This is a genomic window from Actinomadura kijaniata NBRC 14229 (assembly GCF_001552175.1).
GTDB classification, from domain to species: Bacteria; Actinomycetota; Actinomycetes; order Streptosporangiales; family Streptosporangiaceae; genus Spirillospora; species Spirillospora kijaniata.
The window spans coordinates 1-12,966 of sequence record NZ_BCQR01000054.1; the positions used below are offsets into that span (position 1 = coordinate 1).

At 70.8% G+C, this 12,966-nt stretch carries 12 protein-coding genes; 8 read left to right on the forward strand and 4 right to left on the reverse strand.

The window, feature by feature from the left end:
• The 4 genes from AKI01S_RS51740 to AKI01S_RS18205 all read left to right on the forward strand — a co-directional run.
• Window positions 1-1,401: FtsX-like permease family protein (locus AKI01S_RS51740; RefSeq protein WP_218009716.1), on the forward strand; the 1,401-nt coding region annotated here is incomplete at its 5' end.
• 2 nt (window positions 1,402-1,403) lie between these two features.
• Window positions 1,404-2,336: an ABC transporter ATP-binding protein gene (locus AKI01S_RS18195; protein WP_245681677.1), complete on the forward strand. Its 933-nt coding sequence runs from the start codon at window positions 1,404-1,406 to the stop codon at window positions 2,334-2,336.
• Window positions 2,333-3,028, forward strand: coding sequence for an ABC transporter ATP-binding protein (locus AKI01S_RS18200; protein ID WP_245681678.1), 696 nt, complete (start codon window positions 2,333-2,335; stop codon window positions 3,026-3,028). Before AKI01S_RS18195 ends, AKI01S_RS18200 begins: the two co-directional genes overlap by 4 nt.
• A gap of 54 nt (window positions 3,029-3,082) precedes the next feature.
• The gene (locus AKI01S_RS18205; protein ID WP_157419918.1) at window positions 3,083-3,409 is read left to right on the forward strand and encodes a hypothetical protein; all 327 of its coding nucleotides are present in this window, start codon (window positions 3,083-3,085) and stop codon (window positions 3,407-3,409) included.
• Window positions 3,410-3,421: 12 nt separating this feature from the next.
• On the opposite strand, the gene AKI01S_RS18210 is transcribed toward AKI01S_RS18205, so the two are convergent.
• On the reverse strand, window positions 3,422-4,279 hold the full coding sequence (locus AKI01S_RS18210) for an NAD-dependent protein deacetylase (RefSeq protein ID WP_083999783.1): 858 nt from the start codon (window positions 4,277-4,279) through the stop codon (window positions 3,422-3,424).
• Between the two features lie 139 nt (window positions 4,280-4,418).
• On the opposite strand from AKI01S_RS18210, the gene AKI01S_RS18215 reads away from it, so the two are divergent.
• Together AKI01S_RS18215 and AKI01S_RS18220 are read left to right on the forward strand one after the other, a co-directional pair.
• Window positions 4,419-4,781 carry a hypothetical protein gene (locus AKI01S_RS18215; RefSeq protein WP_067818810.1) on the forward strand — a complete coding sequence of 121 codons (363 nt, stop codon included), beginning with the start codon at window positions 4,419-4,421 and terminating at the stop codon, window positions 4,779-4,781.
• A 187-nt stretch (window positions 4,782-4,968) separates the two neighbouring features.
• Window positions 4,969-6,270: an MFS transporter gene (locus tag AKI01S_RS18220; RefSeq protein WP_067818813.1), complete on the forward strand. Its 1,302-nt coding sequence runs from the start codon at window positions 4,969-4,971 to the stop codon at window positions 6,268-6,270.
• A gap of 291 nt (window positions 6,271-6,561) precedes the next feature.
• Here AKI01S_RS18220 and AKI01S_RS50640 read toward each other — a convergent pair whose 3' ends face one another.
• The 3 genes from AKI01S_RS50640 to AKI01S_RS50645 all read right to left on the reverse strand — a co-directional run bounded on the left by AKI01S_RS50640 (window position 6,562) and on the right by AKI01S_RS50645 (window position 9,890).
• Window positions 6,562-7,536, reverse strand: a complete 975-nt coding sequence (locus AKI01S_RS50640) for a hypothetical protein (RefSeq protein ID WP_157419919.1) — start codon at window positions 7,534-7,536, stop codon at window positions 6,562-6,564.
• Between the two features lie 16 nt (window positions 7,537-7,552).
• A complete protein-coding gene (locus AKI01S_RS18230; protein WP_067818821.1) occupies window positions 7,553-9,331 on the reverse strand; it encodes an alpha/beta hydrolase in 1,779 nt (592 codons plus the stop codon).
• 328 nt (window positions 9,332-9,659) lie between these two features.
• Window positions 9,660-9,890 (reverse strand): hypothetical protein, encoded by a 231-nt coding sequence (locus AKI01S_RS50645; protein ID WP_157419921.1) that lies wholly within the window; start codon window positions 9,888-9,890, stop codon window positions 9,660-9,662.
• A 169-nt stretch (window positions 9,891-10,059) separates the two neighbouring features.
• On the opposite strand from AKI01S_RS50645, the gene AKI01S_RS18235 reads away from it, so the two are divergent.
• Together AKI01S_RS18235 and AKI01S_RS18240 are read left to right on the forward strand one after the other, a co-directional pair.
• Window positions 10,060-11,235 (forward strand): NaeI family type II restriction endonuclease, encoded by a 1,176-nt coding sequence (locus AKI01S_RS18235; protein ID WP_218009717.1) that lies wholly within the window; start codon window positions 10,060-10,062, stop codon window positions 11,233-11,235.
• A gap of 267 nt (window positions 11,236-11,502) precedes the next feature.
• Window positions 11,503-12,945, forward strand: a complete 1,443-nt coding sequence (locus AKI01S_RS18240; RefSeq protein ID WP_067818828.1) for a PIN-like domain-containing protein — start codon at window positions 11,503-11,505, stop codon at window positions 12,943-12,945.
• Window positions 12,946-12,966: the final 21 nt, after the last annotated feature.

Here is a 12,966-nt window from a genome sequence, read left to right on the forward strand (position 1 = left end):
CGCCCCGACCTCGCGACCGCCCGCCCGTCGCGGCGGCGGCTGGTGGCCGAGGGCCTGGTCGTCGCGCTCGCCGTGATCGCCGTCGTGCTGGCGCGGCGCCGGGGACCGGCCGGGCAGGCGGCGCCGGGCGGCTGGGACCCGTTCGTGGTGGCGGTCCCGGCGCTGCTGGGGGTGGCCGTGGCGCTGCTGGTGCTGCGGGCGTATCCGTTCCCGCTGCGCGCGCTGACCCGGCTGGCGCGGCGTGGCCGCGGAACGGTCGCGTTCGTCGGCCTGGCCCGCGTCTCCCGCGGACATGCGGTCGCCGTGCTGCCGCTGACGGTGCTGCTGCTGGCCGTCACCGTGGCCGGGTTCTCCACCGCCGTCCAGAACACGCTGCGCCGCGGCCAGGAACGCGTCGCCCTGCACGAGGTCGGAGCGGACGCCCGGGTGTTCTCCGCGCGGCTGGAGACCGGCGCCGTCGACCGGCTCCGCCGCGTTCCCGGGGTGACCGGCGCGGTCGGGGCGCGCGCCGTCCCCGGCTGCATCCTGAGCGGCGGCGGCGCCGACGGCCTGCTGGTCACCGTGGTCGCCGTGGACCTGGACGCCTACCGGCGCGTCGCGGGCCGCACGGCCGCGTCGGTGCCGCCCGCGCCCGGCCGGCCCGACGGGGCGCTGCTGTCCAAGGAGGTCGCGGCGGTCGGCTCCACCGGGCAGATCTTCCTGGAGTGCGGGAACGAGCCCCGGATCGGGGCGACCGCCGCGGGCCGGTTCGCGGAGTTCCCCGGCCTGCCGCCCGGCACCCCCGCGGTGATCGTTCCGATGCGGCTGCTGGGCGGGGCGCAGGCCGTGCCGTCCCAGGTGTTCCTGAGCGGCGACCGCATCGACGCCGCCGCGCTGCGCGCCGCCGCGGCCGCCGTGACCCCCGAGACCCTGCGCGACGGCGAGTACCTGCGGATCCGCTCCGAGACGCTGCGCAAGACGACCGACGGGCCGCTGATGAGGACGGTGTCGGCGGCGTTCCGCCACAGCGTGCTGACCGCCGCCGCCTACGGGATGCTGACCGTCGTGCTGCTGCTCGCCGTCGGGGCGCGCGCCCGCTCCCGCGCCGTCGCGCACCTCCAGGCCCTCGGGCTCGGCCGGCGGCAGCGGCGGGCGCTGGCCGTGCTGGAGATCGCGCCGGTGCTGCTGTGCTCGGCGGCGGGCGGCTGGGCCCTCGGCCTGGCGCTGCCCGCGATCGTCGGCCCGCTGGCGGACCTGCGGCCCTACACCGGAGGGCTCGCCGTCCCCGCCTCCGCCCCGGACCCGCTCGCGACGGCCGTGCTCGGCGGGGCGCTGCTGGCGGCCGCCGCGCTGGCCGCCGCCGTCGACGCCGCCTTCGACGCCCGCCACCGGCTGGGCACCGTGCTGAGAACGGGGGAGTGACCGTGACCGACATCCGTGACGACGGCCCCGACCTGGCCGAACTGGAACGCCGCGCCACCCGCGCCGGGCCCGCCTACGGCGAGGGCGCGCACATCGTCTGCGACAACCTGATGCGGATCTACCGGACCGAGGGCGTCGAGGTCGTCGCGTTGCAGGGCCTGGACCTGCTGGTGGACAAGGGCGAGCTCATCGCGATCGTGGGGGCGTCGGGGTCGGGCAAGTCCACCCTGCTGAACATCCTGTCCGGGCTGGACGTGCCCACCGCCGGGGTCGCCCGCGTCGCCGGGGCCGACCTGCTGGCGATGAAGGCCAAGCAGCGGCTGCGGTTCCGGCGCGAGCAGGTCGGGTTCGTGTGGCAGCAGACCACCCGCAACCTGCTGCCCTACCTGGACGCCGCGCAGAACGTCGAGCTGCCGATGCGCTTCACCCGCCGCCGGGACCGCCGCGAACGCGCCCGCGAGCTGCTGGACCTGCTGGGCATCGCCGACCTCGCCGGCCGCCGCCCCACCGAGCTGTCGGGCGGCCAGCAGCAGCGCGTCGCCATCGCCGTCGCGGTCGCCAACGAACCCCAGGTCATGCTGGCCGACGAACCCACCGGCGAGCTCGACACCGCCACCGCCGCCGAGGTGTTCGAGGCGCTGCGCGGCGTCAACCGCGAGCTCGGCACCACCACCGTGATCGTCACCCACGACCCCAACGTCGCCGCGCAGGTGGACCGCACCGTCGCCATCCGCGACGGCCGCACCTCCTCGGAGATCCGCCGCGAGGACCGCGACGGCGTCCGCGTCGCCACCCAGTACGCCCTCCTGGACCGGGCGGGCCGCGTCCAGCTACCGCGCGACTTCACCGAGGCGCTCGACCTGCGCGACCGCGTCCGCCTCACCCTGGACGAGGACCACGTGGGCGTCTGGCCCGACGGCAGGGAGGACCAGTGAGCGAGCCGATCGTCCGCGTCGCGGACCTGACCAAGACCTACCGCAGCGGCGACATCGAGGTGCGGGCGCTGCGCGGGGTGACGTTCGACGTCCCCGCCGGGGAGCTGGTGACGCTCAAGGGCCGCTCCGGCTCCGGCAAGACCACGCTGCTGAACGTCCTCGGCGGCCTGGAGCCCCCCGACTCCGGCAGCGTCCACGTCGCCGGGCACGAGATCACCGCGCTGGACGAGGACGGCCTGCTGAAGGTGCGCCGCGAGATCATCTCCTACGTGTTCCAGTCCCACGGCCTGATCCCGGTCCTGTCGGCCGCCGAGAACGTCGAGGTCCCCCTCCGCCTGGCCCGCATGGCGCCCGCCGAGCGCGACGAACGCGTCCGCACCCTGCTGGCCCTGGTCGGCCTGGCCGACCACGCCGCCCAGCGCCCCTACGAGATGTCCGGCGGCCAGCGCCAGCGCGTCGCCATCGCCCGCGCCCTGGCCAACCGCCCCCGCCTGATCCTCGCCGACGAGCCCACCGGCCAGCTCGACTCCGAGACCGCCGCCCAGATCATGCCGCTGCTGCGCGCCGTGGTCCGCAGCGAGGGCGTCACGGTCCTGACCGCCACCCACGACCCGGTGCTGCTGAGCCTGTCCGACCGCGTCCTCGCCCTGTCCGACGGCGAGATCGCCGAGGAGCCCGTCCCGGCGGCCTGACCGGATCGGCCACAATCGCCCCCGCGCGCGGGTCCGATCGGCACAATGCACCGCATGGACCCGGACGAGCGTCCGGCGGCGCGGCGGCGCGGCCCGCGCCGTCAGCGACGGCACCTCAACCGGCTGGCCCGCGCCCTGCGCCGCCGCGGATGGCGGGTCGAACGCCGCTTCGGCACGCACCCGCCGCTGCTGCACGTCTACGCCTCCGAGGCGCCGAGCGTGGGGGAGAGCGTCCTGGTGGCGGGCGGGCCGACCGCGCCGTGGTTCCGCTCCAGCACCGGCGCGTACCTGGCCCCCTGCTCCGACCCGGCCCGCGCCATCGAGGCCGTCACCGAACTGCTGACCCCCTGGGTCGCCGCCGCCCTCACCCCCGCCCGGTGAACCGGCGCGCCCTCAAGGACCCGGAGATCTGACGGCGTCCCCGACCTCGGCGACCAGCCTCCGCAGCGTCGCGCCCAGCGGGGCCGCGATCCGCACCAGGGCGAGGTCGTCGCCGCGCGTGGGCCCCTGGTTGACGATGGCGACGGGGATCCCGCGCTCGGCCGCCCGCCGCACGAACCGGTACCCCGACCAGACGGTCAGCGACGAGCCGAGCACGAGCATCATGCCCGCGTCGTCGACCGCGGCGTAGCTGGCCCGCACCCGCTCGGGCGGCACGTTCTCCCCGAAGAACACGACGTCGGGCTTGAGGACCCCGCCGCAGACGGCGCAGTCCACCATCCGGAACGAGGCGACGTCCGCGTCGTCCAGCTCGACGTCCCCGTCGGGGTTGACCGCCTGGATCCGCGCGTCCCAGCCGGGGTTGGCCGCGCGCAGCCGCCGTTCCAGCTCGGCCCGCGCCGACCGCCGCCCGCACCCCAGGCACACGACCCGGTCGAGCGCGCCGTGCAGCTCGACGACCCCGGTCGCCCCGGCGGCCTGGTGGAGCCCGTCCACGTTCTGCGTGATGATCCCGGACACCAGCCCGGCCCGCTGGAGCCCGGCGACCGCGACGTGCCCGGTGTTGGGCGCGGCGTGCCCGACGTTCCGCCACCCGACGTGGCTGCGCGCCCAGTACCGCCGCCGCGCCGCCGCGCTCCCCACGAACGTCTGGTACGTCATCGGCGCCGCGCGCCGCCGCCGGCCGGTCTCCCCCCGGTAGTCGGGGATCCCCGACTCGGTCGACAACCCGGCCCCGCTCAGCACGACGACCCCGCCGTCCCCCACCAGGTCGGCCAGTCTCTCGAACGCGTCCACGATCACACCCTCCATCGTGCCCCCTCCGGGCGACCGCCTCCCACCGGCGGGTCCTCCCCGGCGCGGCGCCGCCCGCGGGAACGTGAACCGGCCGGGCGCGAACGACGTACCAGTTCCGTGACAGCGGATGCGGAACTCGGTTCGTTGGGGTCACGTGCGCGAGAACGGCAGGGACGAGTGGTCGGGCCTCCTGGAGGCGCTGGAGGACGTCTGCGCGGTCTGCGGCGGCCGGGGAACGGTGGACAGCCCCGACTGGCGGGCCTGGTACGAGCGCGCCGAGGAGCTCGCCCGCGTCGCCGAGGCCGCCCGCCGCGCCACCGGGTTCACCGAGGGCGACGCCCCGGCGATCGTGACGGCGGTCGAACGCGCCATCGGCGACCACACCGCCGCCCGTCCCGCCGGTGACCGCCGGATCCCCTGCCCGACCTGCGGCGGAACGGGCCGCGTCCTGACCCCGCTGGGCACGCGCCTGGCCGAACTGCTGACCCGGCACGGCTTCCACCGCGAATGCCCCTAATTCGGTCACCGGTGTGCGTGGTTAGAGCAGTTCCTTATTAGAGTGCGGAGCGGAACGGCCACGACACGGTGAGGACCGAGGGCGATCCCCGACGCCTCCCGGGCCGTCCGCGACCGCCCACCGGCGGGGGCCCGATCCCACCCCCGAGAGGCCCGCCTCTCCCGTCCGCAGAAGAAGCCCCCCGCACATGAGCGTTCCCACGGCCTCCGCCGCCCCCTCGTCCCCCCGGCACATGCGACGGGTCGCCGTCTCGTCGTTCATCGGCACGGCGATCGAGTTCTACGACTACTACATCTACGGAACGGCCGCCGCCCTCGTCCTCAACGCGGCGTTCTTCCCCGACCTGTCACCGCTCGCCGGAACCCTGGCCTCCCTGTCGACGTTCGCGGTCGGCTTCCTGGCCCGCCCCCTCGGCGCCGCGATCTTCGGCCACTTCGGCGACCGCATCGGCCGCAAGGCCACCCTGGTGGTCTCCCTGCTGCTGATGGGGCTGTCCACCGCGTTCATCGGCCTGCTGCCCGGCTACGGCACCATCGGCGTCGCGGCCCCGATCCTGCTGGTCCTGCTACGCGTCCTGCAGGGCATCGGCCTCGGCGGCGAGTGGGGCGGCGCCGCGCTGATGGCCACCGAGCACGCCCCCCGCGACCGCCGCGGCCTGTACTCGGCGGCCCCGCAACTCGGCTCCCCGGTCGGCTACTTCGCAGCCACCGTCATCTTCTGGGCGCTCTCCTCCTGGCTGCCCGCCGACGCGTTCGACTCGTGGGGCTGGCGGATCCCGTTCCTGCTGTCGTTCGCCCTGGTCCTGGTCGGCCTGCGCATCCGCCTGAAGGTGGCCGAGACCCCGGCGTTCGCCGCCCACCAGGAGAGGCTGAAGGACGCCCGCATGCCCCTGGCCACGGTCGTCCGCCGCAACCCCAGGGAGATCCTCCTCGGCGCGGGCAGCATCGTCGTGGTCTACGTGATGTTCTACACGGCCGCCACGTACTGCCTGACCTACACGACCAAGACCCTGGGCATCCCCCGTAACACCATGCTGTCCCTCACCCTGGTCGCGGTCGCCGTCCTCGGCGTGAGCACGTTCCTGGTCGCCCGGCTCTCCGACCGCCAGGGCCGCCGCCGCGTCCTCCTGGCGGGCTCGGTCTTCGGCGTCGTCTGGAGCATGGCCCTGTTCCCGCTGCTGGACACCCGGAACCTGCTGCTGGTGACCGTCGCCCTGAGCGGCGCGCTGCTGTGCATGGGGGTGGTGTACGGGCCGATGGCGGCGTTCCTCCCCGAACTGTTCGACACCGACGTCCGCTACTCCGGCGCGGGCCTGGCCTACAACCTGGGCGGCGTCCTCGGCGGCGGCGCTGCGCCCCTGATCGTCGCCCAGCTGGGGGAGCGGTACGGCTCGTCCTCGATCGGCTGGTTCATGGCCTCGATGGCGATCCTGTCCCTGCTGTGCATCCTGGCCCTCCCCGAGACCCGGAACCGGGACCTGACCGCCTGAGCAGGCCGTGCCCCCGGGGGCCAGGGGGGAGACGCTCCCGGGGGCACGGCACCGGTCGACGGGCCTGTGCGCCGCCCTCGAAACGACGCACAGGCGACGGTGGCGCTGAGGAAACCCCACCGGTCACCCAGGCTCCTCCACCCCCGTCACCCTCCGCAAGCCACCCTTTTCACATGGTGAACACCAGTGTTCAGGGCACCTCGACGAGCACCCCACGAGACCCCATCATCTCCAGGCAGCGCCACCGGCTCCGACGCCCGCGCCCGACGAAGCGCCCACCCACCATGCGTTCTAGGGGCGCCTGCCGCCGTCCTTCGCCGCACGGCTGAAACGCGTCCGCTCACGCCGGGAAAAGCCGAGGGACCTCCGCGTCGGGATACCGCTGGAGCGGCGCCGATGTGCGGTGGCGGCCGCTGTCCGGGGACGGCGCGAGAGGCGGACGGTTCGCATCAGCGCGACTCCGGCGGCCACCAGCAGAACGGTCAGCCACATGCTCTGGGCGGCGGCGGCCGCGGGATCACCGGGTTCGGTATCGGCCGAGCGGAGCACGAGCTGCGGCGCGGAGGTCGGACCGCCGGCGATCGGCGTGGGATCTGAGGCGATCTGCGGAAGAGGCGCGACGGCAGGGGGCGTGGACGGCGGAGAAACGGAAGCCGGTGAGGTTTGCCGGCCGTTGGTACTCGGTGCGGGAGGCGTCTGGGGGGCCGGGACGTTCTGTGAAGGGCGGGGCTTGCTGGACGGGGAGGAGGACGGACGGCCCGACGGGGCCGGAACCTTGATCGACGCGGTGAACCGCTCACTCACGACAGCGGTACCACGCGCCACCACCGTGACGGTGAAGACGGCCTTTTTCGTGGCGGGTTTGCGTGCCGCGCGCAGCGTCATCGCCACGGTGACCGGGGAGGTTCCCAGGTCGCCGAGCTTGCACACCCCCCGCGCGTTCTTGACGCAGGTGACCGTCACCGCCGCGCCCTTGGTCGCCGAGACCGTCAACCGGGCGTCCAAAGCCGTGGCGTCGAGCGCTCGAACCCGCAGCGAAGCCTGACCCGACTGCCCCGCCAGGATCTCTCGCGGCCCCTGCCAGGCCAACATGAACCGCGGCACCGGAGAGGGGCTGGGCGAGACGGTGGGGGACGCCGAGGAAGAAGGCCCAGGCGAGGGCTCCGCGGCGGCGACCGGGGAAGCACCGCCGATCCCGACGGCGATCGTGAGACCCGCCGCCGCGAGGAGGACACGACGTCCGGCGGGGACGCGCACATTGATCATTTTTCTGTCTCCCGGCTCAGGCGTGGGTCTTGAGCCAGTGCAGGAGCAGGTCGGCGGTGCCGGGGGTGTTCAGCACGCTGAGCCCGTGGGAGTCGCCCTCGACGATGCGGGTGGTGCAGGGCACGTGGTGCGGGGTCAACTTGCCGCACAGCCCGCTGCCGTGCGAGGCGGGCACGAAGTCGCCCTGAGAATGGATCATCAGCATGGGGGCGTCCCCCGCGCTGGCGTGGTTGAAGGCGACCGCGTCCACCCAGCGGTTCCAGCAGGACCTGTCGCTCTTGACCGGGGTGCAGCGGGTCAACAGCACCGCGGTGTCACGCAGCTTGCGGCGATTGTCGCCGGCACCGGGGGCCTGGCCGTCCAGATAAGCCTGATAGGGATTGGCGACCGGCGATACCGCGGCCACCGCCTTGACCGCACCGGTCCCGTGCACACCGACACTGCTGACCAGATGACCGCCCGCCGAAGAACCCAGCAACACCACCCGACGCGGGTCGACGTTGTAGGCGGCGGCACGGGACTTGACCCAGGCAACAGCAGCCTGCACATCTGAGCGCTGGGCGCTCCAGGGCGCCTGGGTGTTGAGCCGGTAGTTGATGGCGAACACCGCATACCCGTTGTCGGCCAGCCACCGGGCCCGGCCGGCCATGCCGTACTTGTCACCCTCGTACCACCAGCCGCCATGCACCGCGATCACCGCCGGACGCGGCGCGGCCGAAGGACGCCAGAAGGCATCCAGCTTCTGCCGCGCATGCGTGCCGTAGGCCAGGTCCGACCGCTGCTGGACCTCCCCGGCCGACCGAGCCCGCACTCGCGAGCTCGCCGCACCGGCACCGTTGTCGATCGAGGCGGCACGCGGCTTCACCGACCGCAGCGCCGACGGAGCTTCCACCTCCGTGGTGGAGCTGCCACCGGCCCGGGGCTTGGTGTGAGCGCGCAGCCAGTTGAGGATGTTGGTGCGCGCGGCACTGGTCAAGATCCCGCCACCACTGGCGCCGCCGCTGACGGTGGTGAGCTTGACGTCCTTCTGCCCGGCCTTGATCAGGGCAGCACGCAGCGGGGCACTGTGCGTCGAGGGGATCACGTCCCCCTTGGAGTGCACCAGCCACATCGGCGCATCCCCGGCTCCGGCATGGGCGGTGGGATCGGCATCGGTATACCGGTTGCCACAAGTGGCATCCCGATAAGTGGGCGTGCAGTTGGCCAGCAACACCGTCTGGTCACGCACCTTGCGCCGCGTCCAGGACGCCGCGGTGGTCTGGGCGCTGTCATAGGCCAGCCTGGGCGAGTTGACCGGCGACAACGCCACCACTCCCCGCACCCGCGAACCCCCGGTGCCATAGGTGCCCAACTGGGCGGCGATCTGCCCACCGGCCTGCGACCCCAGCACCGCGATCCGCCCGGCGTCCAGCTTGAACGCCCGCGCGTGCTTGCGGATCCAGTTCATCGCCGCCACCGCGTCATTGCGCTGCGCGGGCCAGGGCGCATCGGTGACCAACCGATGATCGATGGAGAACACCGCGAACCCCTGCCCGGCATACCACTTGGCCGTAGAGCGCCAATCAACGCGGCTACCGCCGTCCCAATACCCTCCGTGCACGATGACCAGCCCCGGCTGGGTCCCCTTCCGCGGGGCCTTCCAGAACACATCCAGCTTCTGCCGGGCATGCGAACCGTAGGCGTACACCTTGCGGTTCACCCCGGCCGCCTCCGACACCGCCGCGAACGACACCGCCCCCACCCCACAAACCGCCACACCGGCAGCAGCGACGAGAGTGATGCGCTTGCTGGACATAAACGGCCTCCTCGACCGGGGTTGTAGGCCCATACGGCCTTATGCACCGGTCACAAGGCGTGACAACAGTGCGCGGGGTGCTACATCAGCGGTGGTGGTCGGTAAGAGGAGACGTACAGGCTGCCACGAAGGAGTACAAGGGATTCGAGTGACTTAGATCACAAGACCCATTGTCAACTGACCTGTTGAGTAGCGAGTCCGGCTATGCGCAATTTGCACCTCTCTTTGCGCATTTCCATCCTTGAGTCGCCCCAATACTTAAAGGAGTGCGTGACCGTATTTGAGCACATCTCACCCACTTTTGAACGCTGTTGGCTGACGAGATCGCTCAACAGCACCTGAAAGCCGCAGCAAAACGCGAATGTAACGCGATGTGCAGTGGCATGCCGATTGCGGCTATGACCATGACAAACACCGCTGCCTGGTGCAGGCCAAGGGCATCATCGCCCGGCGCGGCTTCGGTCCGGGCGCGCGCCGCTACGTCGTCGAGCAGACGATCGGCTTGTTGTGCTGGTTCTACCGCCTGCGCATCCGCTGGGAGATCCGTGGCGACATCCACGAGGCGTTCATGGCGCCGTATCGATCGGGCGCGGAGCAGGGCCGACCGCGTCCCTGCGAGGACGGTCGGTTGCACAGGCAACCGACGTTGAAAAAGGCTCAGGGGTTGTACAGCGGGCTCAGACCCTCCGGCAGTCGGACTGCCAGTCCCTGCTGCCAGACTGCTACATGTGACGATTCAAGCAGGACTGCCGTTCCCACAGGATGCCGCTCAGGACTCGCGAGCGTTGGCGGCGATGCACTCGCGCCGCAACGCATTCCGCACCTGGGATCTCCCACGCGAGGCTATGGGCAAGATTCCGCGTGAGTGGCGGATTCAGTCCGGGCTTACGCAGCAGGTCCCTGATGACCTCGCCCCGTTTGTGGAGTGGTTCGACAACCAGCCGGTAGCGCGAGAGCGCTTCCGGTGGGCGCTGCGTGACTCCCTCGATGAGTTGCTCGATGGTCAGCGGACGGGGCGCTGGGCATACCAGCACCTGACGAAGACCGAGAAGACGTATCTCGGCACGGCTGTTGAGGTGAACCTCACCAAGGAGTTTGAGATCGCGAACGGCGTGGACCTTGACTGGTCTATCGCTGGCTTCGACATTGACTGCAAGTTCTCCAAGGATCTCGGTGGCTGGGAGATCCCGATGGAGATGTATTTGTGTACTGACCATGGCGGCCGGAGTGGTCGTGCCGACCATGCGGCGGTCGTGACCTGGATGAATGATGACACGAGTCAGTGGGCCGCGGGCATCGTGCGGATCACCGATGAGCGCCTGCGCTGGAAGAAGGAGCTGGATGCGAACGGTGACCGCGTGCGTGCATACAACCGAGACAACAAACGCAAGCTTTCGGCCAGCGCCAAGTCTGAGGTGTACTGGCTCTGGGGCGGCCTTCAGGCAGATTTGCCGACAAACCTGCTGCGCCACCTGGACGCCGAAGTACGCGAGCGGATTCTCGCTGCCTCGCTGCCACGTCGGCCCTCGTCGGGTCAGCAGCGTCTGAACCAGTTGTTCCGCGAGATACAGGGACGGATCGTCCGCCGGCAGACAGTGCTGACCATTGGCCAGCAGGACGACTCGCCGAAGCGGGCCCGCGACGCACGGATACACCTGCGCAAGGAGGGCATCGTCGTGTTGGGCCACCAAGGATCACATCCGCACGTCGCCCGCGCACTCGGACTACCGGTACCGATCAAGGGTGAATGGATCTCCACCCGCCTCGTTACTGTCTCACCCGACGATGCCCGCCCGAAGTTCTCACTGGACGGCCAGTTCTGGGCGCGTGCGCGTGAGAACGACCCGGTGAATCCTGCACCCGACCTTCCTGAAAAGCGGAAGCTCGATAAGCCAAGGGAATAAATCATTAAGCATTGAATGTGCACGCAGGTGAGGCGGTCCGCTGGCCATCGAGGAGTACGTCGAAGGGCCTTCGCAGCGCATGCGCCATCCGATCGCTGGCCGGACCGGCATCCGCAATCGCGGCAGCGACGAGGTCGAGATCGCGGTCTCGGGGTGCTGGCGGCGTCACCCGATCGAGGGGGGACTGATAGCCGAAAGTGAAAAACAGCGGAGAGGAGGCTCTGTCCGCTCTAAGATCATGTGAGGACACAGTCGGGAGGTGCTGTAGTGCTGAGCGGGCAAGCTGGGACGGAATGGAAGCTACTCCAGCAGTACCGGGCATGGATCCAGCCCGACAGCAGCCTGACTGAGGAGGAGCGCAAAGGCTTCTTCACAGACGGGACGATCGTCCTGGACACGAACGTCCTGCTGGACCTCTACCGGTACACGCCGAACACCCGCCGGCAGTTGCTTGCTGTGCTGGGGCAGGTCTCCGGTCGGCTGTGGATGCCCTACCAGGTAGGGCTGGAGTTCGTCCGCGGCAGGGCCGGGGTGATCCAGAAGCGGGTCGACGCGCTGCACAAGGCCCCGAACCAGGTGTCCTTGAAGTTCGGAGAGGCATGGAAGCGGATTAGCGAGGCCGTGACCGAGGCTACGAACCTTCTTGAGGACTATGCGGGGAACCAGGCTGCGGACGGGCTCAACGAGCTGATCAGCGAGAGCCGGTTCAAGGAGCTCATGGATCCATGGCGTACCGAGTTGGTCAACCGGATCAAGAGAGCCAAGGAAGAAGGCGACTTTGGTTCCGCGACCTTCACGCAAGGCCAGGACACCCTGCTGCCGCAGATCGCGGCCCTGTACGGCGACCGGATCGGTGAACCGCCGGGAGACAGCCTGCTGAGGGAACGCGTGGAGCTCGCCACCAGTTTCAGGTTCCCGAACAAGATCCCCCCTGGTTCCGAGGACGGAGGAAAGGGCACTGACCTTGGAGCCGCGGGCGACTTCCTGCTGTGGGAGGAAATGATCGCGCACGCCGAGGCACTCCCGCCTGGCACCAGGGTCGTCCTCGTTTCGCGCGACACCAAGCGCGACTGGTACCAGCCCAAGGGATTCGGCCAGGAGGAGCGCCCGTGGCCGGGTCTGATCGATGAGTTCGAGAAGCGGACCGAGGCGCGGCTCCTCATCGTCGAGACAGCGGCTTTCTACGCGGACGTCACCAGGTTCCTCGGCGCGCAGCTCGCGACGAGCACGATCGACGAGCTCAACCGCCCGGCGCCGGAACCTGCCGACGACCAGCCGTTCCTGTCCCAGAAGGACCTTGCCCAGCGGAACCCAGGCGAGGACCTCGCGCTGGCTGCCTACCGGGCTGCAGGCCTGTCGAGCAAGGCGATCAGGCAGGCGCTGACCCGGCCGTCCGACCGCCTCTTCCAGTGGTGGCTGATCGGCGCGACTCGCGACCTTGAGCTTCGGGATACTGGAATAGACGAGCCGCTCTTCGACCTCCAGGCCGTCCTCCGGGAGGAGGCGCATCCCGGCCCGGGATGGTCGCTGGCCGCAGATATCCTCCAGCCCGGTGAACTGCCCTACATGTCGGTGTTCATCGCTCCGTGGTTTGCGTCGATTTTGAAGGCAAGCCCGCTGGTTGACCGGACTCGTCTGCTCAGGCTTGCCCACCAGCACGGAAGTGCCACTGGTTTCGGCGCCCCGGACGAGCCCAGGATGGACGCCTGACCGACCGGCCAGGCATCGGTA

Excerpts from the sequence above, each read along its gene's own strand:
- AKI01S_RS50640 (WP_157419919.1), bottom strand. The coding sequence starts at position 7,536 with ATGATCAATGTGCGCGTCCCCGCCGGACGTCGTGTCCTCCTCGCGGCG.
- AKI01S_RS18220 (WP_067818813.1), top strand. The coding sequence starts at position 4,969 with ATGAGCGTTCCCACGGCCTCCGCCGCCCCCTCGTCCCCCCGGCACATG.
- AKI01S_RS18210 (WP_083999783.1), bottom strand. The coding sequence starts at position 4,279 with ATGGAGGGTGTGATCGTGGACGCGTTCGAGAGACTGGCCGACCTGGTG.
- AKI01S_RS18205 (WP_157419918.1), top strand. The coding sequence starts at position 3,083 with ATGGACCCGGACGAGCGTCCGGCGGCGCGGCGGCGCGGCCCGCGCCGT.
- AKI01S_RS18230 (WP_067818821.1), bottom strand. The coding sequence starts at position 9,331 with ATGTCCAGCAAGCGCATCACTCTCGTCGCTGCTGCCGGTGTGGCGGTT.